Consider the following 22,126-nt stretch of genomic DNA (forward strand, 5'->3'; position numbering starts at 1 on the left):
CGGTCCTGGAGATCGGCCCCGGACTGCCCCCCCCGTTCCCCCCCCCCCCCCCCCCCGGTCGTCCGCGGACGGGCCCGCGCCCCGGTGGGCGGCCTGCTCACCGCAGGGAGCGGAACCACCGCACCACGGCGGCGGTTCCCGCCTGCTGGGAGCCCAGATGACGCGAGCCGCCGCAGTCGGGGGTGCCGAGTCCGGTCAGCGGGGCGGCCACGCCACGATCGCGCGGGGCGGCCCCGCAGTGGTCGGTGTTCGCGGTGACGGCCTGCTCGTCCCCGTCGGCGTAGTAGAGCCGGATCGGGGCTCGCGGTGTCCAGTCGGCGCAGACGCCGTCGGCGATCCGCAGGGCCTTCGCGGCCCGGTGGGGTGGGCCGGCATCGCCCGGCCGTGGGGCGTGAGGAGCGCGTCGATGGAGTCCGGGGTGCCTGCCACGACCTCACGGCCGGTGTGCGTACCGTCCAGCAGCCCTTCGATCGTCCGGTCGTACGGCGCGCGGAACACCTGGTCCGGCGAGTCGTACAGGTGGTGCGGGCGGTTGAAGGCGACCAGGGTCAGCGCCGAGTAGATCACGCTCGCCTTCGGCTCCGTCCGTCCGGACAGCAGGGCGGGCAGCTCGGCGTCGCGGAACGCGTAAGCGCCGCTGACGGGTGCCACCGCACGCAGCCGGAACCACGCGTCGGCGCCCTCCTGGAGCGACCGGGCCGACCCCGGCGCCGCCGAGGCGCCCTGTGAGAAGCCGGTGACCAGTACCCTGCTCGTTCGCTTCATGCCGTGACCGTATGTATCCGCCGACGGAGTCGGCCATCCGGTCAACCCTCCCGCGTGCAGGGGGTTTTCCGCAGGGACAGGTAGTCGCCCCGGGGTGCGCCCCTCGCTCGAACCGGGTCGGCATCGCTCGCCGACCAGCGATGAGTTCCGGGTCGCGCGGAAGTCACCACCTGCGGAATCGGTCAAGGACTGACGCGTTCGTACCCGAAGGAGACACATGGCAAAGCTCATCTACTCGATGATCACATCGCTCGACGGTTACGCCGAGGCGGCGGAGGGCGACCTCGGTACCGGGGCCGACGACCCGGAGGTGCATACCTTCATCAACGACCTCTTCCGCCCGGTCGGCACGTACCTCTACGGCCGGCGGATGTACGAGACGATGGTCTTCTGGGAAACCGCGCACACCGAGCCCGACCATCCGCCGCACATCCTGCGGTACGCCCGCGACTGGCAGGCCGCGGAGAAGATCGTGTACTCCACGACGCTCGATTCGGTGTCCAGCGCGAAGACCAGGATCGAGCGGACCTTCGACCCGGAGGCGGTGCGCGAGCTGAAGGCCGAATCCGACCACGCTCTCACCGTCGACGGCCCGAACCTGGCGGCCCAGGCGATCGCGGCCGGCCTGGTGGACGAGTACCACCTGTTCATCACCACGAGCGTGGTCGGCGGCGGCAAGCGGTTCTTCCCCGACGGCGTACGCCTCGATCTCGACCTGGTCGAGAAGCGCGCCTTCGCCAGTGGACTGATCTACGCGCGCTACCGGACTCGCTGAGCCGCACCGGCCGGTCGCACCTCCCACTCGGCTCCGGCACCGCCCACCCCCTGGCGGACGGTGCCGTCACTGGCCGGTTCGGGCACCCACGGATGTCCGGCCCCGGCCGCCGTCCCCGGACGAAGCGCCGAGGGACACCGCCCGCCGCTGTCACATCCCGCCGATGTCCCTGACCCTCTTCAGCGCCGAGCCCACCGCGCCCAGCACGGAGTCCTGCCGCCTCGCGCGCGCCGCCCGGTTCGCCGGTACCAGCCGCGCGGCGGCCTCCACGGCGGAGGAGTCCGGGTCGCCGAAGGCGGTCCGCGGGTCCTCTCCCGTCTTCGCGCGGTGCTCCGTGATCTCCTCGACCGCTTGGAGGACCACGGCCCGGTCCACGCCGGGCTGCACGGCGAGCCGCAGCTGGAACCGCGCCATCCACTTCTCGCTGGCCTTCTCAGCCACCGCGTCGGTGCCCTCGTCCTGATGCGTCATGCGCTCTCCCGGTCGGTCGACAGCCGTACATCCGAGTGACCGAAAACCACAGTATCGAACGGCTGTCACAGCTCGGCGGCTCCGGGATCGTCGTCCGCGCACGGAAGCGGACCGAGGAGCTCCGGCTACGGGAGGGCGACGAGCATCTTGCCCAGGTTCTCGCCGCGCAGGACGCCCAGGAACGCGTCGAAGCCGTTCTCGATGCCCGTCACCACCGTCTCGTCGTAGACGAGTTCACCGGACGCGAGCCAGCCCGCCGCCTCGGTCACGAACTGCCTCAGCAGGCCGAAGTGGTCTATCACCAGGAAGCCTTCGAGGCGGAGCTGCTTGGTGACGGCCAGGTAGAGGTTGTTGGGGCCGGGGGCGGGTTCCGTCGCGTTGTAGACGGAGATCGCGCCGCACAGCGCCGCCCGGCCCTTGGGGCGGAACGCGCCGAGCGCCGCCTCCAGGTGTTCACCGCCGACATTGTCGAAGTAGACGTCGATACCGTCGGGCGCCGCCTCGGCGAGCTGCGCGGCGACCGGGCCGTTCTTGTAGTTGAAGGCGGCGTCGAAGCCGTAGCCCTCGACGAGGCGCCGCACCTTCGCGTCGGATCCGGCGGAGCCGATGACCCGCGCGGCGCCCTTGATCCGGGCGATCTGACCGACGAAGCCGCCGACCGCGCCCGCGGCGCCGGAGACGAAGACCGTGTCGCCCTCCTTCAGTCCGGCGATCTTCGTCAGCCCCGCGTAGGCGGTGAGGCCGGTCATCCCGAGGACGCTCAGATAGGCGGAGGCGGGTGCGAGGGACGTGTCGATCTTCCGGGCCTCCCGGGCGGGCACATCGGCGATCTCGCGCCAGCCCAGCTGGTGTGCCACGGTGTCGCCGACGGCGAAGCCCTCCGCGCGGGAGGCGATGACCTCGCCGACCGCGCCGCCGTGCATCGGCCGGTCCAGCTCGTACGGCGCGGCATAGGACTTGGCATCGCTCATCCGGCCGCGCATGTACGGGTCGACGGAGAAGTAGGTGTTGCGTACGAGGACACGGCCGTCCGCGAGTTCGGCGACGGGGACCTCGCGCAGTTCGACGAGGTCCTTCGTCGGCCAGCCGTGAGGGCGGGCGACGAGGTGCCATTCACGACTGGTCTTCGGCAGTGCGGACATCCGGGCTGGCCTCCTGCGCGGTAGCGCTTCACGAAGAAAAAGATTCAGATGGTGAAGCAATCATCTCCAAAGATATTTCATGTTGTCAAGTATCGGAGTACGCTGGCCGGTATGCCCACTGAGCGCGCCGCCACCGCCACCGACAACCCTCCTGAACGCATGGCCGATCACCCGAACGGCCCGATCCCCCGGATCGCCCCGAGCTCCTCGGGCCCCCCGGACGCCCCGACCGTCCCCGGCTCCCCGGACGCCCCGGACGCCCCGGACGACCTCGCGGCCGAGGACGCCGTATCGGGCGAGGTCCTGCGCCTGCTCGGGGACGTCGTGACCCGCTATCTGACGGCGTACGAGCACGCCGCGGCCGAACATTCGCTCACCGTCGCCCAGGCGAAGGTGCTGGCGCTGCTGACCGAGGGGCCGCTGCCGATGCGGCAGCTGGCCGGCCGGATGGCCTGCGAGCCGTCGAACATCACGGGGATCATCGACCGGCTGGAACTGCGCGGTCTGGTGGAGCGGCATCCCGATCCGAACGACCGCCGGGTCAAGCACGCGGCGGCGACGGCGGCCGGCGCGGAGACCACCCGGCGGCTGCGCAGATCGTTGAACACGGTCCATTTCGCCAGGGAGCCGCTGGCGGGGCTGAGCCCGGTGGAGCGGGTACTGCTGCGGGACCTGCTGAAGCGCCTCACCGGCGACGAGACGGCCCTCACCGCGCCCGCCGCCGTGGCGACGGCGACCACGACCGTCACCGCCCCGGCCGGCCCGTACGTCACTTGTGTCACGGGGGCAATGGGCGCTCCAGGTTCACATCCCGATGTCATCGGCGACGTGACCGGCGAGGTGTCCGGAACCGGCGGCGCGCGAGGAGCCGCGTAGCCGACCCTTCCGGCGGGCCCGGGGAGCCGGGGCGGCCCGACCGGTCAGACGCACCACCACAGGAACGGTGTACAGGTCTCGGTCGGTGTCGGCCTGGGTGTCGGCGTCGGCACCGGCGTCCCGGTCGGCCCGGGCCCCGAGCCGCTGGGCCGGGGCGGCTCCGGTACCCCCGAGGGCGACGGCGCCCCGGTCGACGGCCGGGGCGCGTCGGACGGCTTCGGTTCGGCCGGGGGCGTAGCGGTACGGCTCGGGGACGGTCCGGGCCGCTGCCCGGCACCCGGGCCGGTCCCGGTCGCGGTCGCGGTGGGGCGTCCCGAGCCCCGGGATCCCGGGTGTTCCGAGGGCCGCGCGGTCACGGTGTCCGGTTCGTCGGGGACCGTGCCGCCGTCGGGCGCCTCGGGGTCGGGCAGTGGTTCGCCCCGGCTGAGGTCCTTCTCCTTGACCCGGGCGGAGCCGTCGCCCTCCTGACCCAGCTCGGCCAGGCTCAGCGCGCCCCCGGCGAGTACCAGTCCGAGCACTCCCACCAGGACGTTACGGCCCCGCCGACTGCGGGCGCGGCGCCCGGTCGGCCTGGTCCCGGCCCGGGCGGCGGCCCGCCGCCCGGCGCGGCCCCGCTCCCCGCCGGCTGCCGCCCCGGCCCCTGCCCCGGAGCGCCCGTCGCCGGCCGGGGCGCGCGGGCCCGGTTCCGTACCACCGGCGTCCTCGCGACGGCCGCGCCTGCGCCTGCCGCCACCGCCACCCTGGGTGTGCCAGGAGACCTCGCCGAGTTCGATGACGTCGTCGCCCGCCCGACCGTGGGCGGGTGCGGGCCGTTCGAAGCCCGTACCGGCACCCGAGCCGTACCCGGCCCCGGCGCCGATTCCGGGGTCGTGACCGCCGCCGGTACGGGTGCCGGGGTCCCCCCACCCTCCGGTGGCGGGGTCCCCGCCGCGCAGCTCGTGGGCGGGGGTTCCGCACCCCGCGCAGGCGAGGGCGCCGTTGAGGTGTCGTCGGCACTGTTGGCAGTAATCCATGGCGCCCGCAGGTTATGGGGCGCCAGGAGCCAGAAGTGACGGGCCGTGTGAGGATTCTGTGCGGAATCTCCACCCAGGAGTGAATCGACGTTTGAGAGATTGACATCCCCCGTCGGCTGTCCACCGCGCCTCCCGGCCCGGTCGGGGAGGATGGCCGCCATGACCACGCCCGCGCCCTTCGGACCCCGCGACTTCCAGCTCGTCCTGCTCCGCAGAATGGCCGACCACCAGCCCGGCCTGGTCGAGGACGCCCGCCGGGAGCTGGGCGCCTCGGCCGCCGAGATGCGTGAGGCCAACCGCCGCTGGCAGGCGATGTGCCGGTCCCGTTCACCGCGCGGCGGGCTCGCCCGCTACCGCTCGGTGCTCGGCCCGCCCGAGTCCTCCGTACGCCGCCGGGTCGGCGATCTGGAATCCGAGGCCCACCGCTGGCCCGTGCCGCTCTGGCCGGGGCTGCGGTTCGAGGTGACCGCGACCGTGCCGGGCGGCGCGGTCTGGAACGAGTGGCTGGTCAGGGCGGAGGGGGAACCCGCCCCCGTCCTCCGTACGGCGGACGATCTGACGCCCTGGTCCTGTACGGCGGACGAGGCGGCCCGCGCCTTCGCCCCGGCGACTCCGATGGAGGGATCCGCCCCGACACGCCTGCGGCTGTCCTTGACGCTGCCCGGGGAGCGGCGCGCGGTGGCCGAATTCAGCTGGGGCCTGCTGCAACGTCTGCTCTGACCCGCCTCCGAACCTCCCCCGGACCACCTCCGGCCCACCTGCGATGACACCCGGTCAGCCGTCGCGGTAACCCGGGCGGACCACCCGGCGCGCGCCGCCCCCGCCCCGGACGGACGATGCGAGTGCGACCACGTACCGGCCGCGCGCCCGGCCCGGGCCCGTCGTACGGCCGTACCGCCGGATCGCCGCCGTGCAGCCGTGCCGCCCCGTAGGGCCGTACGGCCGAACCGCAGCCGTACCGCCTCGGGAGGATCGTCGTGAGCGTCAGTCTGGAGCAGTTGCGCCGTTGCCATGTCGCCGTCGACCTCGGCGCCGCCCGTACCCGGGTCTTCGTCAAGGGCGCCGGACTCGTGGTCGACGAGCCGAGCGTCGCCGCGGTGAACACCCGGACCGGCTCCCTCATCGCCGTCGGCGCCCTCGCCGAGCAGATGACGGGCCGTACGCCGCACTACATCCGGGTGGCCCGGCCGGTCTCCGGCGGCACGGTCGTCGACATCGAGATGGCCCAGCGGATGCTCCGCCATCTGCTCGGCGAGAAGCTCCGCCGCCAACTGCGCCGCAAGCCCCGGCTGCGGGCGGCGGCCTGTACGCCGCACGACGCCGACCCGCTGGCCCAGCGCGCCGCCGTGGAGACCATGATCGGTCTGGGGGCCCGCCGGGTCGAGCTGGTGGACACCCTGATCGCGGCGGCCGTGGGCTGCGGACTGCCGGTGGAACAGCCGACCGCCACCATGATCATGGTGTGCGGGGCGGCGACCACCCAGCTCGCCGTGTTGTCCCTGGGCTCGATCGTCCGGGCCGAGCGGGTGCCGGTCGGCGGCAACGCGATCGACGCGGCGGTGATCCAGCATCTGCGGACCCAGCACGAGCTGATGCTGCCCAGCCAGTCCGTACGCCCGCTCCAGCTCGCGCTCCGCGGCAACGGGCTGACCTCGCAGGGGCCGGAGGTCACCGAGATCCACGGCCGGGACGTCGCCACCGGCCTGGCCCGTACGGTCCAGGTCGACACCGCGGCGGTACGGAACGCCATCCACACCCCGCTGACCTCGGTACTCGACGGGATCGGGAGGGTGCTGCGGGACTGCCCGCCCGACTTGGTCGCCGACCTCGCGGACCGCGGCATCACCATGGTCGGCGGCAGCGCGCTGCTGCCCGGACTCGACCAGATGCTGAGGGATACCACGGGCATGCCGGTGGAAATCGCCGAACGGCCGGACATCTGTGCGATCCTCGGCCTCGGCGCGATGCTGGAGGGCAGAATCCAGCCACTGGTCCTCAATCCACTGGCGGAGGTCGCGCGGTAGGCGTGATCGGCGCGAGGGGAGGCGGAGCGGCCGTGGACGACGGCCCGGCGAAGGGCGCGGCGAACGGGCCCGGCGACGGTAAGGGACCGGGCGGTACGGGCTCCGACGGTACGGAACCCGGTGGTACGGAACCGGGCGGTGCGGAATCCGGCGGTACGAACACGGATACGGGCCCCGGCTCCGAAGCCGTACGGGGGGCCGGACGGGGCCGGATCCCCGACGGCGCGCCCCCGCTGCACGTCCTGCTGGAGGCCGTCATCGGCCTGGGCAGCGATCTCGAACTCCCCGCCACCCTCCAGCACATCGTGGACACGGCCGCCGGGCTCACCGGCGCCCGGTACGGCGCGCTCGGCGTCATCGACCCGGAGCCCGGCCGCCCCGGCAGACCCAGCCCCCTCTCCGAACTCTTCACCTTCGGAATGAGCGACGAGGAGAGAGAGCGGATCGGCCGTCTCCCGGCCGGGGACGAGGGCATCGTCGGACTGCTCATCCGCGATCCCCGGCCGCTGCTGATCGACGATCTCACCCTCGATCCCCGCTCCTCGGGCGTCCCCGACGGCCATCCGGTGATGCGGTCCTTCGTCGGCGTCCCGATCCGGGTCCGTACCGAGGTCTTCGGCAATCTCTATCTGACCGAGAAGCGCGGCGGCCCCTTCACCGAGGGGGATCTGGCGCTGCTGCGGGTGCTCGCGTCCCAGGCGGGCACGGCGATCGGCAACGCCAGGCTGTACGAGACCGCGCGCCAGCGGGAGCGCTGGATCGAGGGCGCGGCGGCCGTGACGACGGCCCTGCTGACCGGCAGCAGCGCCGAGGACGCGCTGATGACCGTCGCCGAGCGGGCCAGGATCCTGGCGGGAGCGGCGGCCGGGGTGATCCTCCAGCCGACGGCCGACGGGGGTATGGAGATCGTCGTGGCGTCGACCGGCGACGACAAGACGGCGGCCCTTGACTCGGACCAGGACACGGACACGAACGCACCCGATCCGTACGCGGGCGGTACCGACGACATCGTGGGGACGACGATCGCCCCCGGCTCCCCCGTCCTCGTCCAGTTGCTCGGCGGCGAACCGGTGTTCGTCGAGGATTCCGCCACCGACCCCCGGATGACCACCCGGGTCAGAAGCCGGTTCGGCCCCTCGATGATGCTGCCGCTCCAGTCCGGCGGCCGGCTCATCGGCACCCTCGCCCTGCCCAGGGGCCGCGACGGCCGCCCGTACAGCGCGCTGGAACGGCTGATGGCCTCGCAGTTCGCCTCCCAGGCCGCCATCGCCCTGGTCCATGCCGACGCCCGGCACGACCGCGAGCGGCTCGCCGTGTACGAGGACCGCGACCGGATCGCCCGGGACCTCCACGACCTCGTCGTCCAGCGGCTCTTCGCGACGGAGATGATGCTGGAGTCCACCCGCCGCCGCGCGGTGCCCGGCCCGCCCGACCCGGCCGGTCCGCCGGGACCGCCGGACCGCGAGACCGAGGCGGCGGAGCTGATCGGCCGGGCGGTGGACGAACTCGACTCCACCATCCAGGAGGTACGGACCACCATCTTCGCGCTCCAGCAGCCACCGGCCGACGCGCCGACCGGGTTCCGGGGCAGGGTCCTGCGGGAGACCGCGGGCGCCGCCGCGCTGCTCGGCTTCCCGCCGTCGGTGCACTTCCGCGGCCCGGTCGACGCGCTGATCCGGCCGCCCGCCGACGAGCGGCTGATCGCGACCCTGCGTACGGCGCTGGCCGCCGCGCACCGCCGCCCCGGGGTGGGGGCGATCGAGGTGGTCGTGGACGCGACGGTCCGGCTCGGCGACGGCCGCCCCGGGATCCGCCTCACGGTCACGGACGACGGCCCCCCGGAGCCGGGCGGACCACGGGAGCCGGGCACAGGACCGGAGCCGGGCGGGCCGCCGGAGACCGGGGCAGGTTCGGGGGCCGGGGCCGGGGCCGGTTCGGGGGCCGGGGCCGGTTCGGGGGCCGGGAGCGCCCGGGGCCGTACGGTCGTCTGGGAGGCCCCCCGATAGCCGCCGGACCCGTACGCCTGGCCCGCCACCCGGCACCGTTCGAACGGAGTACCCCAGCGCGCCGCGCCCCGGCCCCCGGCCTTGACTGGAAGGTGTGGATCCCGTCGCCAGCGGCCCCTTCGCCGCGTACCGCAATCTCGCCGCGGCCACCATCGGCTTCACCCTCACCTTCTGGGCGTGGAACCTGATCTCACCGCTGGGCGGCTACTACCAGGACCGGCTGCACCTCGACTCGTTCCAGCAGTCGGTACTCGTGGCCGTGCCCGTCCTGGTCGGCTCCCTGGGCCGGGTCCCGGTCGGCGCGCTCACCGACCGCTATGGCGCCCGGGTGATGTTTCCCCTGGTCAGCGCCGCGACCATCGTGCCGGTCCTGCTGCTGATCCCGGCGAAGGACTCCTATCCGGCGATGCTGGCCACCGGTTTCCTGCTGGGGCTCGGCGGTACGACGTTCGCGATCGGCGTGCCGCTGGTGAACTCCTGGTTCCCGCCCGCGCGGCGGGGTCTGGCGATCGGGATCTTCGGTATGGGCATGGGCGGTGTCGCGCTCTCCGGCTACTTCACCCCGAGGATCGCCCGGCACGGCCAGGACCTGCCCTTCCTGGTGGTGGCGGGCGCCCTCGCGGTCTTCGCCGTACTCTCCGTCCTCCTGATCACGGACCGGCCGGACCGGCCGGTCCCCACCGATTCCCTCGCCACCCGGCTGACCCGGGCCGGACGGCTCCGGGTGACCTGGGAACTGTCGGCGCTCTACGCGATCGGGTTCGGCGGGATCGTGGCGTTCGGGGTCTATCTGCCGACGTATCTGCGGACCTGGTACGAACTGGACACCACCGACGCCGGTACCAAAGCGGCCGGGTTCGCCCTGGTCACGGTGGTCTTCCGGCCGCTGGGCGGCTGGCTGTCGGACCGGTTGCACCCGGCGTACGTCACCGCCGCCGCCCTCGGCCTGGTGGCGGTCACCGCGATCGCCCAGGCGTTCGATCCCCCGCTGGATCCGGCCGGAACGCTCTTCCTGCTGCTGATGGCGGCCGGTCTGGGCGCCGCGTCGGGCGGTGTCTTCGCCCTGGTGGCCCGGGTGACCCCACAGCCGCAGGTGGGCAGTGTCACCGGGATCGTGGGCGCGATCGGCGGCCTCGGCGGCTTCGTACCGCCGATGGTGATGGGGGCGATCTACAGCGCCAAGGGGTCCTATGCGATCGGCTTCATGCTGCTGTCGGATCTGGCGCTGGCCGGATGCGTCTACGCGTACGGGAGGATGCGCTCCGCCGGAGCGGCGACCGGACGGAAGAATGGGGACCCGCCCGGCAGACCGGCCACCGACGGAGGATGACCCGATATGACGTACGACGAGAAGTCCGGGACAGGGGATCTCTTCCCGGCGCTGCGGCCGGACTCGGACCGTACGGCCCTGCGGTTCGGCGAACGTTCGGTCACGTACGGCACATTGGCGAGCGCCGCCGGAGGGCTCGCCGTACGGATCGGCGGCGCGTCCCGGGTCGCGCTCTGGGCGACACCCACCCTGGAGACCGCCGTCGGAGTGGTGGCCGCACTGCTCGCCGGGGTACCGGTCGTACCGCTCAATCCGAAGACCGGCGAGCGGGAACTGGGGCACATCCTGAAGGACAGCGAGCCCCGGCTGGTCCTGGCCGGGCCCGGTGACGAACTCCCGGCGGCGCTGGCGGGCGTGGAGCGCGTCGACATCCCGGTGAGCGGTCTCGGCGGGCCGCCGCCAGGCCCGGTGGACCCGGCCGCCCCGGCGATGATCGTCTACACCTCGGGGACGACGGGCCCGCCGAAGGGCGCCGTACTCCCCCGCCGGGCGATCGCGGCGACCCTGGACGCGGTCGCCGACGCCTGGGCGTGGACCGGGGACGACGTCCTCGTACACGGACTGCCGCTGTTCCATGTCCACGGACTGATCCTGGGCGTACTCGGCCCGCTGCGGCGCGGCGGCGAGCTGCGCCATCTGGGCCGGTTCTCGGCCGACGGCGTACGGCGCGAACTGGCGTCCGGCGGCACGGTGCTGTTCGGGGTACCGACGATGTACCACCGGCTGGCGGAGGCCGTCGGCGAGGACCCCGAGCTGGTCCGGGCGCTGACCGGGGCCCGGCTGCTGGTCTCGGGTTCGGCGGCGCTGCCGCTGCCCGACCACACCCGGATCACCGCCGCCACCGGCCGCCGGGTCGTCGAGCGTTACGGCATGACGGAGACCCTGATGAACACCAGCGTCCGGGCCGACGACCCGAAGGCCCGGCCGGGTTCGGTCGGCGTACCGCTGCCCGGGGTCGGGCTGCGGCTGGTCGACGAGGGCGGCGAGCCGGTGACGGCGTACGACGGCGAGACCATCGGGGAGATCCAGGTCCGGGGCGCGAACCTGTTCACGGGCTATCTGAACCGGCCGGACGCGACGGCGGAGGCGTTCGACGGCGAGTGGTTCCGTACCGGGGACATGGCGGTCCGGGACGCGGACGGCTCGGTACGGATCGTGGGGCGCCGCGCCACCGATCTGATCAAGAGCGGCGGCTACAAGATCGGCGCCGGGGAGATCGAGAACGTACTCCTGGACCATCCCGGAGTCCGCGAGGCGGCGGTGACCGGCGAACCGGACCCGGACCTCGGGGAACGGGTGGTCGCCTGGATCGTCCCGGCGAACCCCGACACCCGCCCCACCCCCGACGAACTGACGGCCCATGTGGCGGCGGAACTCGCACCGCACAAGCGCCCGCGAGTGATCCGCTATCTGGACGCGCTGCCGCGCAACGACATGGGCAAGGTGATGAAGCGGGCGCTGGAAGTCTGACGCGACCCGGGCGGGGTGGGGGTGGACCCTTCACCCCGCTCAGTCGAGGCAGAACTCGTTGCCCTCGATGTCCCGCATCACGATGCACGCGTCGTCGCCACCGTCGTAGAGCAGCCGCTCGCGTACGGCGCCGAGCGGCACCAGCCGCGCGCACTCGGCTTCGAGAGCGGCCAGCCGCTCCTTCCCTACGAGCCCCGTACCGACCCGGACGTCGAGGTGCACCCGGTTCTTGACGACCTTCCCCTCGGGCACGCGCTGGAAGAAGAGCCGCGGCCCGACCCCCGACGGATCCTCACAGGCAAACGCCCCGCCACGGTCCTCGGGGGCGCGGGAGGCGTTGAAGTCGTCCCAGCTGTCGAACCCCTTCGGGGGCGGCGCGGTATACCCCAGCACATCGCACCAGAAGAGACCGAGCCGCTCGGGCTCCGCGCAGTCGAAGGTGACCTGGAATTCTCTGATCACTGTCACCGCCGCACCGTAACAGCCGCCCGCGCCGCCCTTCACGGCCTTTTCCCGCGCCCCGGCCCCTGCTCTTCGGCCACGGCGTACGGCCGCAGCACCATGAGCGGCCCCTCCGGCGCGGCCACCATGGCGAACGGAAACCGGTCGAGTTCGAGACAGAGCCCTACGTCATCGGGGTGCGAGCCCTCCCGTATCCCCGCCGCCAACTCCCCTGCGGCCCGCGAAGCCTCGGCCCGCCGAAGAAACCCGGCGGCGTCCACGGACGGCTCGACGACCCGGCGAGCGATGTACTCGGCACAAGCCACATCCTCCTCGGCCCGCCCGCCCTCACCGGTCACGACAAAGGTGACCTCACCTTGTGTCTGTGCCCGCAACAGCCGGGCGGTCGCCCCCGCCACCACAAAACTCGCACAGAGCACCAACGACGCGTCCCTGACCGCGAGCGCCCCGACGGTCCCGGCCGTGGTCTTCTGCACGACGGTCCGCCCGTCGAGCCGGACCGACCGCAGCAGGGCAGGCGAATTCACGGCATCGAACCCGTCGGCGGCCGGACCGTCCTTGATCGCCACCCAGTCGGGATGCCGCGCCTTGAGCGCGAGAACGTCGCCAAGGGACTCGGCGAGCACGACCTTCTCGGCCCCCTGCCCAAAGGCCCAGGCGGCCACGGTGAAGGCCCGCATCACATCGACGACAACGGCCACGTCCGGGGTCCGGTCCAACTCGGCGATCCCGAGAAATCGAGTGTCCATGCGGTGATCATGTTCCGGAACGGTTGATGATGACCAGCCGATTTGCTGGCGTTGGGGTGGGCTGCGGGGCGGGAGGGCCTGGGCTCGGCGCGGTGGTGGCGGACATCCCCGCGCGCGGGGAGCAGAACAGCTCCGCCTCCGCCCCCATCCACAAGCTGGGACCATCCCCACGTGCGCGGGGAGCAGGAGGCGACCCCGGTCACCCGCCGCTCGATGCTGGGACCATCCCCGCGTGCGCGGGGAGCAGGTGACGCGGCCCCGGCCGGAGCCGTCGGGGACGGGACCATCCCCGCGTGCGCGGGGAGCAGACTCTGTGTTGCGATGCTCTCGATCTCCGCAGGGGACCATCCCCGCGTGCGCGGGGAGCAGCCCACCAGTACAAAGACCCCCAGCCGGGCCCGGGGACCATCCCCGCGTGCGCGGGGAGCAGCGCGAGGAGGTCTTCGCGGGGATGCGCCGCCGGGGACCATCCCCGCGTGCGCGGGGAGCAGACTTCCTGACCTGCTGCTTTATCTGCGCGGGAAGCGGTTCTGAGTAACTTTCACCGAGTCCGGCATATCCGGCGAAGCGCGCCAAAAACTCATCAACTCGCCCCTGTCGTACCTCACATCACCCACCCTGCCCCCTCTCCCAACGCGGAGCAATGACGATACCGGGGGCTGGGTGGACATACCTTCCCGCGTACGGGCCGGGGCGGCGGCCGATGCGGTGGCCTATCGAGGTGGCATGCAGCTCGTGCACAGGTACATCGGTGCGTGTGCGCCGGACATCGAGTCCACGTCGATCCGGCGCTCGTCCGTCCCCTCGACCGGGGCCGTGCACCGCTGGCACTGCTCGGCCCGGGTACGGGGCCGGTCGGGGCAGACCGGCTGCCCGCACCGGCACGGTCGCCATGCCCGCTCGTCCGCTGAGGGCGGCGACGGATCCAGCCCGGCCGATGCCGGGCCTGCGGGGAGGTTCTCATCATTGCCACGCATTACGTCGACTCCTCTTCAGCCGGGCTACTCGTATATCCCGGGCTCGGGTCGGTATCCGCCGTGCTGTACGACCCGGCGTCGGGCCGGTCCTCGCCAAGATCCACCCGGGCCACGACGGTCACCGCCGCGAGCCCCGCCAGGACCACCGACCACAACGCGACACCCACCGCCGCGCCGTCACCGGTCACCGCGTCCCCCGGGCCGTCGCCGCGTACCGGGCCAGATCGTCCGCGCTCCTGGCCAGCAGGATCAGCGTCGCCTCCGGATCGCCCTCACCATCCCCGGCCCCCGCGACCTGCCGCGCGTACCGGACCGTCCCCAGCACCACCTCCCGGTGCTGCCCCTCCGGCAGGCCGCGGCCGTACCGCTCCGCCGGGTCCGCCAGCACTTCGACGTACCCGCGCAGCCGCCCCCGAAGCGCCGCGACGAACGGCCCGTGCAGACGCCCGCCGCGCGCGATCTTCCGCGCGAGACCGACATCCGCCGTCACCTCGGCCAGCCGGACCGGCAGCACCTCCCGGCCGTGGAGATACGCCAAAACCGGGGCGAAGACGCCCTGTGGGATGAACTGTTGGATCGCGTCATGCGGAACCCAGGCACTGTGCGTCACCTCGCGCGGAGCTGCGACATACGGCTCACCGGACAGGTAGTCGCAGGCGACGTAGACGAGCGGGCATCCGGTGTCGGGATGAGTACGCCTACCGATCACCGGAACCCGGCCGATCGCCGGGGCGACGGAGACACCCGTCTCCTCCAGCGTCTCCCGCACAGCACCGGCCTCCGGCAGCTCACCGTCCAACAGCACCCCGCCAGGGAACTGCCACGCCAACCGGCCCTCGACAACCCGGCGACGAACCAGAAGCACCATCTGTTGATGCGACACCACCCCAAGCGCGACTGTAGGCAGGGGCGGTAGGCGATCGGCGGTCACTCTGTCTCCAGTCGTCCGAAGCTGTGGTGTGGCGACGCTTCAGTCAACGACCGGCCGTCTGCGAACTGGAGGAAATTCGCGATGGGCGCGCTCCCGGGGAACCGGAAAACTCGGCGGGCCGCCGCTCGCCACCAACTTGCCCGCTACGGTGAGTAGGTGAATGGCAACCGGATGCTCGCCGACGCGATGCATGAGTTCGGCTTCACTCAAGGTGAGTTAGCCGACGCGGTAAACGAGTACCTGCGAGCACGGGGCCATGACGGCACCGTGGGAGACCGCACGGTCCGCAACTGGCTTACCGGGAAATCGAGATGGCCTCATCAGAGACAGCGTCAGGCTCTTGAGGCAGCATTCAGATGTACCGCCGAGGATCTGGGATTCAGCCCACCGGCGGGACGAAGGCACTCCTCTACTCCCCCGGAGGACCCTGTGGACCGCAGGACCTTCCTCGCCGCCGCCACTGGAACAACAGCCTCGGTAACCACCCCCTTCGTCGGCGCCCCGCCGCAGGTCGGCACCTCCGACGTCATCCGCCTCCGCTCCGGCCTGGACACCCTCATGGCAGTCGACCGCTCCCGAGGCGGCCACGAAGGTCTGGAGCGCGCCGCCCTCGCCGGGGCAGCCGAGGCCCTGGCCAAACAGAAGCAGGGCGCCACCCAGCGCATCCGGCTCCGACTCTTCTCCGTGGCGGCCGACTACACAGCCACCGCCGCGTGGAGCGCCATCGACGCCCGGCAGTTGGACCGTGCCTCCGACCTCCTGGGTCACGCCCTGCGTATGGCCGGGATGGCCCAGGACTCCGTCGCCGAACTCCAGGTGTGGAACCTGTACGCGATACTCGCCAACCACCAGGAGCAGTACGCCGAAGCCGTCGACGCCGCCTACGCCGCGCAGGGGACCACCATCGCCCGGCGATCCCCGTTCTTCGGGTCACTGGCCCATGCCCGGACCGCCGTCGGCCACGCCACCCTCGGCGACCGGCAGGCCGCCTTGCGGTCCCTGGGCCACGCTCAGGAGGCCCTGAGCAAGGCGGACACCACCGAACCCATTCCCTCGTGGATCGCCTTCTACGGGCCGGGGGAGCTGATGGGCCTCACATCCATCGTCCGGGATCGCATCGGGGACTTTCCCCAAGCAGAAGCCGCCTCGCACCAAGCCATGGCCATGATCCCGAACGAGTTCCGCAGAAACCGGGCCCTCGCGACGACGCGCCTCGCGCTGGCCCAGCTCCACCAAGGCGACGTCGATCAGGCGTGCGCGACAGCAACCGCCGTGTTCTCCCTCATGTCCGGGCACCCGATCCCCGGACGGATGCGTCTCCTCCTGGGCGACTTCTACCGGGACCTGATCACCCTTGGGCCGGACGCCTCGATCAGCCGTGAGTGGGGCGACCGCTACCGATCCGAATGGAGCAGATTGTGACTGCCGGGCTGGACTTCCGCCACTTCGGGACCGACGACTTGGCCGACATCCGCCGGACGATCATCGATCTGCACGCCGCAGCGGCAGGCCCCGACCGGGACGACGACTTCAAGAAGAAGTTCCCCTGGTTCATCGACCACTGGGGTCGCCATCCCGACTTCGCCTGTGTCATCGCGTACGACGGCGATCAACCCGTCGGCTTCGCCTATGGAGCACCGGCGCCCGACGGCCGGGAGCGGTGGCGCGAGTACCTCGAAGAGGCCCCGGAGAAGTCCCTGACCTTCGCGTACTCCGAGTTGGCCGTCCACCCGGCGAAGCGGAGGCAGGGTGTGGCGAAAGCCCTCTCCCTCGCCTTGCTGGAGGACCGGCCGGAGCATCTGGCCGTCTTGCTCGTCGATGTCGAGCACCCCCGGGTCCAGGCACTGTACGAGTCCTGGGGCTTCCGAAAGATCGGCGAGCGCCAGCCCTTCCCGGACTCTCCGCTGTACGCCGTGATGCTCGCCGACCTGCCACTGAAGTAGGCCCGACACGGTACGACTGCCAGCAACCTGAGAGGGGCGAACCGCCATGGTGACCATCGCAGTGACCGGCCACATGGACCTGAGCGACGGGACGATCCCGCTCGTCCGCGCCGCCCTGGACGATCTGCTCGCCGGATACGGGTCCGATGTCACCGGGGTGTCGTGCATCGCCGCCGGAGCCGACGCCATTTTCGCCGAGGCCGTACTGGACGCGGGCGGACGGCTCGTGGTCGTCGTCCCGTCCGGGGACTATCGGCAAGCGAAGGTGAAGCCCGAGCGCGCCGATCACTTCGACCGGCTGCACTCAGCGGCAGCCGAGGTGGTGGTGATGCCGTACGACACCGCGAACCGTGCGGCCTACGAAGCGGCCAACCACGAACTGCTTGCCCGAGCGGACCGACTCGTCGCCGTCTGGGACGGCACCCCGCCTTCCGGCAAGGGTGGCGGCACCGCCGACACCGTGGTGGCGGCGCGCTCGGCTGGAACTCCAGTGGACGTGCTGTGGCCCGAGGGGGCGGCTCGTCGGGGGTGACATACCCCTGGTGACATCCCCGCCATGCGCGGGGAGCAGCAGTTCCGGGCCCGATCTCCTCCGCGGCCGGAGGGGCCATCCCCCCGTGGACAACTCTGCTCCTGAAAACCCGGGCCGCGCCCGGCGACTGATTCTTGTTCGCGGTCTGCGGACCGTGGGTGGCTTGTCGCGCAGTTCCTCGCGCCCCTAAATGCTCTCCCCCAGCACCGCCCCTGAAAAGAACACCACCCCTGAAAATGGGGGCCGTCTCGCTACGAAGGCGTTCAGGAGGGCAACCCGTCACCGGGCAGCGGGCGGACCAGCGACATCAGGCGGCAGTATCCCCTCCCCGGGACGGGCTCCAGCCCCAGGGGACAAGTGCAGTCGGCGTGGTCGGGGGGGCGGGGTCGCCCCCTGGGGGTCCCCCCAAAGGCAGCTTTGGGGGAGGACGGCGGATAAGAGACGGGTCTCCTAAACAGGTGCCCCACTTCCGCCGTCCGTGAGGAGGTGAGCCCGGAGGCCACCGACCCTCCCGACACTGCACAAGACCGCCCGCATACCGCTGGAGCAACGGTCACAACTTCAACAGCCCCGCCGGCGCCTGAGGCGCGAAGACCCCGCCTGGGCACAGGCAACCCCACACCAGGCGTCCCTCAGAGGACCACCGTCAGAACCTCCGTCGCCTTCACGCTCGTCCAGACCTCGGCCCCGTCCGTCAGGGACAGTTCCGTCGCCGCCTCCGGGGTGATCTCGGCGATCAGGTCCGGGGCGCCTGGGGTGGTCACCAGGACTCGGAGGCGGCCACCCGACGCGGTGATCTCGCGGATCGTGCCGGGGCGGACGTTGCGCGGGCTGCCCGTGGGTTCGTCGCGGTGGAGGGCGACCGCCTCCGGGGCGATCACCGCGAGGACCTCCGTGCCGGGGGGCGGCGGGTCGGGGACTACGAGGTGGCCGCCGTCGTGGAGGGCGATCGTGCCCATCGGAGTCGTCGTGCCCGGCCAGGCGTTGCGGCCCAGCATGCGGGCGATCCACGGGGAACGCGGGTGGCGGGTGACCTCGGCGGGCGGGGCGTACTGACGGGGTTCGCCCGCTTCCAGGACGAGGACCCGGTCCGCGAGGGAGACCGCCTCGACCGGGTCGTGGGTGACGATCAGGCAGACGCCGCCGAAGCCGTCGAGGTGGCGGCGGAGGGTGTGGCGTACCCGGGCGCGGGTGGACTGGTCGAGCGCCGCCAGGGGTTCGTCGAGGAGGAGGAGCCGGGGGCCGGGGGCCAGCGCGCGGGCGAGGGCGACGCGCTGGGCCTGACCGCCGGAGAGCTGGGCGGGTCTGCGGTGCGCGAGCCGGCCCACGCCGAGGCGGTCGAGCCAGGCGCGGGCGGTACGGCGGGCCTCGGCTCGGGGGACGCCTCGGGCGCGGAGCCCGTAGGCCGTGTTCGCGAGGGCGCTGAGGTGCGGGAAGAGCGCACCGTTCTGGGGGACCCAGGCGACTTCGCGCCGGTGCGGCGGCCGGTCGGTGACATCGTCGTCGCCGAGGCGGAGTGCGGCATGGGCGCGCGGGGTGAGGCCGAGGAGGGCCCGGAGCAGGGTGGTCTTCCCGGCGCCGTTGGGGCCGACGACGGCGATCGTGGTGCCGGGGGCCGCGTCGAGGGTGACCTGGGTGAAGCCGGTGACCTCGGCGTTCAGGGCCCATCGGCCACCCCCGGCGCCTCCCCCGTCGCCGACCGGGGCCCCGGTGCTCCCGGAGTCGTCGGCGTCCACCGCTGGTGCCGTGCGCTCCGCGCCCGCGTCCCGGGTCGCGCCCGTACTCCCGCCCCCGGTCCACCGCCCCCGCAGGGCGATCAGTACGGCCATGGCGATCGCGAGCAGCAGCAGGGAGACCGAGGTCGCGGCGGCCGGTTCGTTCTGGAGCAGCAGATAGACGTGGAGCGGCAGGGTCTGGGTGACGCCGGGCAGATTTCCCGCGAAGGTGATCGTCGCGCCGAATTCGCCGAGCGCCCGCGCCCAGGTCAGCGCCGCGCCCGCGAGCAGCCCGGGGGCGACCATCGGGAGGGTGACGGTTCGGAACACCCGGAGCGGGGAGGCCCCGAGGGACGCCGCGGTCTCCTCGTACTCGGGGCGCAGCCCGTTGAGCGCGCCTTCGAGGCTGATGACGAGGAACGGCATCGCCACGAACGTCGCCGCGACGACCGCCCCGGAGGTGTGGAAGGGCAGGGTGACGCCGAAGGTCTCCTCCAGCCAGGGGCCGAGCAGTCCGCGCCGGCCGAAGCCGAGGAGGAGGGCGACGCCGCCCACGGTCGGCGGCAGCACCATCGGCAGCAGTACGAGGGTGCGGACCAGCGCCTTGCCGGGGAAGTCGGTACGGGCCAGCAGCCAGGCCAGCGGTACGCCCAGCAGCAGGGAGAGGCCGAGCGCCCAGAAGGAGACGAGGAGGGAGAGGCCGAGGGCTTCGGTGACGCCGGGGCTGGTGAGGTGGGTGCCGAGGTCGGACCATTCGGTACGGGCGAGGATGCCGAGGAGCGGCAGCAGCAGAAACGCGACGGCGATCAGGGCGGGTACGGCGAGGGCGACCGGGACGCCGGTCCGGGGGCCGCGCGGTGGTCTGCCGTACGGCCTCCGGACCGACGGCCCCGTCTCCGCCGGAACGGTCTCCGCCGGAGCGTTGCGGGGCTTACGGCTCATGACTCGATGCCCATGGCTTACGGCTTGCCGCTCACGGCCGCTGGAAGCCCGCGTCGAGCAGGATCTTCCGTGCCTCGGGGCCGGCGAGCCAGTCGACGAACGCCTTCGCCGCCGCCTCGTTGTCCGTGGTCTTCAGGGTGGCGGCCGGGTACTGGGCGACGGCGTTCCGGTCGTCGGGGATCTCGACCGCGTCGACCTCGTCGGGCGCGGTGGCGGCGTCCGTACGGTAGACGAGGCCCGCGTCGGCCTCGCCGAGTTCGACCTTGGTCAGTACGGCCCGGACGTTGGGCTCCAGGGAGACCGGCTTCACGGTGATGTCCTGGGCGTCGAGGATCTTCCGGCTGTAGCGGCCTACGGGGACCTCGGGCGCGGCGAGCACCACCTTCAGCCCGGGGTCGGCGAGATCCTCCAAGGTGTCGACGCGCCGGGGGTTGCCCTCCTCGACGGCGATCACCAGCCGGTTCTTGGCGATCACGACGGGTGTACCGGTCTCGCCCTTCAACCCGTCCATGGTCTTGGTGTCGGCGGTGACCAGGGCGTCGGCGGGGGCGCCCTGGCGGACCTGGGCGGCGAGTTCCTGGGATCCGGCGAAGGAGAAGGTGATCCGTGTCCCGGGGTGGGCCTTCTCGTACGCGGCGCCCGCCGTCTTGAAGACGTCCGTGAGCGAAGCGGCGGCCAGTACGGTCAGCTCGGCCTTCGGCGGCTTACCGGCTCCGGATCCGGCCCCGGACTTCTCCTGGTCGTCGCCGCAGGCGGCGAGGGGAACGAGCAGGGCGACGGCGGCCAGGGCGAGTACGGCGCGCCGGGCCGGACGCCGCCGGGCGGAGGGCGGCACGGAGGTCGGTACGGATGCCATCGGGTACGGCTCCTTCACGGGGACGGGCGGGCGCGGAGCAGGCCGCACGAAGCGGCGCACACGCGAGGGCGAGGGCGACGACCGGCCGCGTCAGGGCCGGTCGATATGGACACTGGTCGACTTCACCCGGGCGGTCGCCTCCATCCCGACCTCAAGACCCAGTTCCTCCACCGCCTCCCTGGTGAGCAGGGAGACCAGCCGGTGCGGTCCGGCCTGGATCTCGACCTGCGCGGCGATATCGCCGAGCTTCACGGCGGTGACGATGCCGGGGAAGGCGTTACGGGCGGAGGTGTACGAGGGCTCCTCGTCGCCGCCGTCGCCGCCCTGGGCCAGCTCGACGGAGAACGCGGCCAGATCGCGGCCGTCGATCAGGCGCCGCCCGGCGTCGTCGCGGTGGGTGGCGACCCGGCCCGCGTCGGCCCAGCGGCGGACGGTGTCGGGGCTGACCCCCAGCAGCCGCGCGGCCCGGCCGATCGTATAGGAGTGCATATGCGTCAAGATATGCGCCTCCAGCTTGCATAAGCAAGGCGATAAGACCGCTCGGACCGCATATGCAAATGGTGTGTCCACTGTGGCCCGATAGGCGCTTGACCAACCCCGCGACCGGGCAGAGACTCGAACTGCGCGCACCTCGCGGGCGCGCGTGGATTCCGCCATGAAGGCCCCGACCCATCCCCTCCGGTCGGGGCCTTCACCCGTTCACGAACCGCGCGCCCGGCCGTCGACGCACCGACACCCGGCAGTACGGCCCGCCGCCCGCCCCCTCAAGCCGACTCGCCGCCTCCGCGAACCCGCGCCTTGAGCTGCTTCTCCACCTCGTACCGGCTCTCGCCGGTCTCCCCCGCGTATGCGGTGATCGCCGCCTGTACGGCCCCGGCGGTCTCCAGGGTCAGCCGCCCCTCGCGGATCTCCGCCCATGCCCGGGTCTCCAGTTCCACCAGCTCATCCGGAAGTTCAATTTCAGCCATGGCCGAAATCTTAGGTCTCGCCGTCGGGGCGGGGGCTCTCTGCCTGCGGCGGACGCCACCACGGCCGCGCCCTCGGCCTCACCCGCCCCCACCCGACTCGACCGCCCCGGCCGCCCCGCCCAACCCGGCGATCACGGTGATCGGCGCATAAGGGGCGCCAACCGGGGGCGTGCACACCA

The 22,126-nt window shown here is 72.4% G+C and carries 21 protein-coding genes, 1 pseudogene and 1 CRISPR repeat array; of the genes and pseudogenes, 10 read left to right on the forward strand and 12 right to left on the reverse strand.

Annotated elements, in window-relative coordinates; all coding sequences use genetic code 11:
• Positions 1-195: 195 nt before the first annotated feature.
• Complete coding sequence (locus ABZ714_RS03445; protein WP_358823451.1) at positions 196-765, reverse strand: hypothetical protein; 570 nt, start codon at positions 763-765, stop codon at positions 196-198.
• A gap of 217 nt (positions 766-982) precedes the next feature.
• Between ABZ714_RS03445 and ABZ714_RS03450 the strand changes: the two genes are divergently transcribed.
• Positions 983-1,540: a dihydrofolate reductase family protein gene (locus tag ABZ714_RS03450; protein ID WP_358823452.1), complete on the forward strand. Its 558-nt coding sequence runs from the start codon at positions 983-985 to the stop codon at positions 1,538-1,540.
• A gap of 150 nt (positions 1,541-1,690) precedes the next feature.
• Here ABZ714_RS03450 and ABZ714_RS03455 read toward each other — a convergent pair whose 3' ends face one another.
• Positions 1,691-2,011, reverse strand: a complete 321-nt coding sequence (locus ABZ714_RS03455) for a hypothetical protein (RefSeq protein ID WP_358823453.1) — start codon at positions 2,009-2,011, stop codon at positions 1,691-1,693.
• Positions 2,012-2,136: 125 nt separating this feature from the next.
• Entirely contained in the window at positions 2,137-3,153 is a 1,017-nt protein-coding gene (locus ABZ714_RS03460; protein WP_358823454.1) for an NADP-dependent oxidoreductase, read from the reverse strand.
• Between the two features lie 303 nt (positions 3,154-3,456).
• Here ABZ714_RS03460 and ABZ714_RS03465 point away from each other — a divergent pair.
• Positions 3,457-3,849, forward strand: a pseudogene (locus ABZ714_RS03465) (MarR family transcriptional regulator); the annotation flags it as partial.
• A 224-nt stretch (positions 3,850-4,073) separates the two neighbouring features.
• Here the strand turns inward: ABZ714_RS03465 and ABZ714_RS03470 are convergent.
• Entirely contained in the window at positions 4,074-5,042 is a 969-nt protein-coding gene (locus ABZ714_RS03470) for a hypothetical protein (protein ID WP_358823455.1), read from the reverse strand.
• A gap of 150 nt (positions 5,043-5,192) precedes the next feature.
• On the opposite strand from ABZ714_RS03470, the gene ABZ714_RS03475 reads away from it, so the two are divergent.
• The 5 genes from ABZ714_RS03475 (at position 5,193) to ABZ714_RS03495 (ending at position 11,872) form a co-directional block, all read left to right on the forward strand.
• Positions 5,193-5,762 carry a hypothetical protein gene (locus tag ABZ714_RS03475; protein WP_358823456.1) on the forward strand — a complete coding sequence of 190 codons (570 nt, stop codon included), beginning with the start codon at positions 5,193-5,195 and terminating at the stop codon, positions 5,760-5,762.
• 257 nt (positions 5,763-6,019) lie between these two features.
• On the forward strand, positions 6,020-7,066 hold the full coding sequence (locus tag ABZ714_RS03480; RefSeq protein ID WP_358823457.1) for a rod shape-determining protein: 1,047 nt from the start codon (positions 6,020-6,022) through the stop codon (positions 7,064-7,066).
• Between the two features lie 212 nt (positions 7,067-7,278).
• Entirely contained in the window at positions 7,279-9,072 is a 1,794-nt protein-coding gene (locus ABZ714_RS03485; RefSeq protein ID WP_358823628.1) for a GAF domain-containing protein, read from the forward strand.
• 94 nt (positions 9,073-9,166) lie between these two features.
• Positions 9,167-10,402, forward strand: coding sequence for an MFS transporter (locus ABZ714_RS03490; protein WP_358823458.1), 1,236 nt, complete (start codon positions 9,167-9,169; stop codon positions 10,400-10,402).
• Between the two features lie 6 nt (positions 10,403-10,408).
• Positions 10,409-11,872 (forward strand): acyl-CoA synthetase, encoded by a 1,464-nt coding sequence (locus tag ABZ714_RS03495; protein WP_358823459.1) that lies wholly within the window; start codon positions 10,409-10,411, stop codon positions 11,870-11,872.
• Positions 11,873-11,911: 39 nt separating this feature from the next.
• Here the strand turns inward: ABZ714_RS03495 and ABZ714_RS03500 are convergent, their stop codons facing one another.
• The 4 genes from ABZ714_RS03500 to ABZ714_RS03515 all read right to left on the reverse strand — a co-directional run bounded on the left by ABZ714_RS03500 (position 11,912) and on the right by ABZ714_RS03515 (position 14,991).
• On the reverse strand, positions 11,912-12,340 hold the full coding sequence (locus ABZ714_RS03500; RefSeq protein WP_358823460.1) for a VOC family protein: 429 nt from the start codon (positions 12,338-12,340) through the stop codon (positions 11,912-11,914).
• Positions 12,341-12,372: 32 nt separating this feature from the next.
• Complete coding sequence (locus tag ABZ714_RS03505) at positions 12,373-13,083, reverse strand: 2-phosphosulfolactate phosphatase (RefSeq protein ID WP_358823461.1); 711 nt, start codon at positions 13,081-13,083, stop codon at positions 12,373-12,375.
• A 96-nt stretch (positions 13,084-13,179) separates the two neighbouring features.
• Positions 13,180-13,574: direct repeats of the CRISPR family, unit length 29 nt; unit sequence GGGACCATCCCCGCGTGCGCGGGGAGCAG.
• A 485-nt stretch (positions 13,575-14,059) separates the two neighbouring features.
• A complete protein-coding gene (locus tag ABZ714_RS03510; protein ID WP_358823462.1) occupies positions 14,060-14,248 on the reverse strand; it encodes a hypothetical protein in 189 nt (62 codons plus the stop codon).
• Positions 14,245-14,991 carry a DUF6415 family natural product biosynthesis protein gene (locus ABZ714_RS03515; RefSeq protein WP_358823463.1) on the reverse strand — a complete coding sequence of 249 codons (747 nt, stop codon included), beginning with the start codon at positions 14,989-14,991 and terminating at the stop codon, positions 14,245-14,247. Before ABZ714_RS03515 ends, ABZ714_RS03510 begins: the two co-directional genes overlap by 4 nt.
• A 429-nt stretch (positions 14,992-15,420) precedes the next feature.
• On the opposite strand from ABZ714_RS03515, the gene ABZ714_RS03520 reads away from it, so the two are divergent.
• Genes ABZ714_RS03520 through ABZ714_RS03530 form a run of 3 tightly spaced genes read left to right on the forward strand, consistent with a single transcriptional unit; the run spans position 15,421 to position 17,466 of the window.
• Complete coding sequence (locus tag ABZ714_RS03520; protein ID WP_358823464.1) at positions 15,421-16,413, forward strand: hypothetical protein; 993 nt, start codon at positions 15,421-15,423, stop codon at positions 16,411-16,413.
• Positions 16,407-16,934 (forward strand): GNAT family N-acetyltransferase, encoded by a 528-nt coding sequence (locus ABZ714_RS03525; protein ID WP_358823629.1) that lies wholly within the window; start codon positions 16,407-16,409, stop codon positions 16,932-16,934. Before ABZ714_RS03520 ends, ABZ714_RS03525 begins: the two co-directional genes overlap by 7 nt.
• A 46-nt stretch (positions 16,935-16,980) precedes the next feature.
• Positions 16,981-17,466, forward strand: coding sequence for a hypothetical protein (locus tag ABZ714_RS03530; protein ID WP_358823465.1), 486 nt, complete (start codon positions 16,981-16,983; stop codon positions 17,464-17,466).
• A 632-nt stretch (positions 17,467-18,098) separates the two neighbouring features.
• Here the strand turns inward: ABZ714_RS03530 and ABZ714_RS03535 are convergent.
• From ABZ714_RS03535 to ABZ714_RS03550, 4 genes are all read right to left on the reverse strand, one after another.
• A complete protein-coding gene (locus ABZ714_RS03535) occupies positions 18,099-20,123 on the reverse strand; it encodes an ABC transporter permease (RefSeq protein ID WP_358823466.1) in 2,025 nt (674 codons plus the stop codon).
• Positions 20,124-20,154: 31 nt separating this feature from the next.
• On the reverse strand, positions 20,155-20,979 hold the full coding sequence (modA, locus tag ABZ714_RS03540) for a molybdate ABC transporter substrate-binding protein (protein ID WP_358823467.1): 825 nt from the start codon (positions 20,977-20,979) through the stop codon (positions 20,155-20,157).
• Positions 20,980-21,069: 90 nt separating this feature from the next.
• The gene (locus tag ABZ714_RS03545) at positions 21,070-21,468 is read right to left on the reverse strand and encodes a helix-turn-helix transcriptional regulator (protein WP_358823468.1); all 399 of its coding nucleotides are present in this window, start codon (positions 21,466-21,468) and stop codon (positions 21,070-21,072) included.
• A 275-nt stretch (positions 21,469-21,743) separates the two neighbouring features.
• Complete coding sequence (locus ABZ714_RS03550; protein ID WP_358823469.1) at positions 21,744-21,947, reverse strand: hypothetical protein; 204 nt, start codon at positions 21,945-21,947, stop codon at positions 21,744-21,746.
• Between the last annotated feature and the right edge of the window lie 179 nt (positions 21,948-22,126).

This window comes from Streptomyces sp. NPDC006798 (genome assembly GCF_040635975.1).
Lineage (GTDB): Bacteria > Actinomycetota > Actinomycetes > Streptomycetales > Streptomycetaceae > Streptomyces.

Bases quoted from the DNA above. Each gene is read 5' to 3' on its own strand.
- ABZ714_RS03445 (WP_358823451.1), bottom strand. From the start codon at position 765: ATGAAGCGAACGAGCAGGGTACTGGTCACCGGCTTCTCACAGGGCGCC.
- ABZ714_RS03450 (WP_358823452.1), top strand. From the start codon at position 983: ATGGCAAAGCTCATCTACTCGATGATCACATCGCTCGACGGTTACGCC.
- ABZ714_RS03455 (WP_358823453.1), bottom strand. From the start codon at position 2,011: ATGACGCATCAGGACGAGGGCACCGACGCGGTGGCTGAGAAGGCCAGC.
- ABZ714_RS03460 (WP_358823454.1), bottom strand. From the start codon at position 3,153: ATGTCCGCACTGCCGAAGACCAGTCGTGAATGGCACCTCGTCGCCCGC.
- ABZ714_RS03470 (WP_358823455.1), bottom strand. From the start codon at position 5,042: ATGGATTACTGCCAACAGTGCCGACGACACCTCAACGGCGCCCTCGCC.
- ABZ714_RS03475 (WP_358823456.1), top strand. From the start codon at position 5,193: ATGGCCGCCATGACCACGCCCGCGCCCTTCGGACCCCGCGACTTCCAG.
- ABZ714_RS03495 (WP_358823459.1), top strand. From the start codon at position 10,409: ATGACGTACGACGAGAAGTCCGGGACAGGGGATCTCTTCCCGGCGCTG.
- ABZ714_RS03505 (WP_358823461.1), bottom strand. From the start codon at position 13,083: ATGGACACTCGATTTCTCGGGATCGCCGAGTTGGACCGGACCCCGGAC.
- ABZ714_RS03530 (WP_358823465.1), top strand. From the start codon at position 16,981: ATGGTGACCATCGCAGTGACCGGCCACATGGACCTGAGCGACGGGACG.
- ABZ714_RS03535 (WP_358823466.1), bottom strand. From the start codon at position 20,123: ATGAGCCGTAAGCCCCGCAACGCTCCGGCGGAGACCGTTCCGGCGGAG.
- modA (WP_358823467.1), bottom strand. From the start codon at position 20,979: ATGGCATCCGTACCGACCTCCGTGCCGCCCTCCGCCCGGCGGCGTCCG.
- ABZ714_RS03545 (WP_358823468.1), bottom strand. From the start codon at position 21,468: ATGCACTCCTATACGATCGGCCGGGCCGCGCGGCTGCTGGGGGTCAGC.
- ABZ714_RS03550 (WP_358823469.1), bottom strand. From the start codon at position 21,947: ATGGCTGAAATTGAACTTCCGGATGAGCTGGTGGAACTGGAGACCCGG.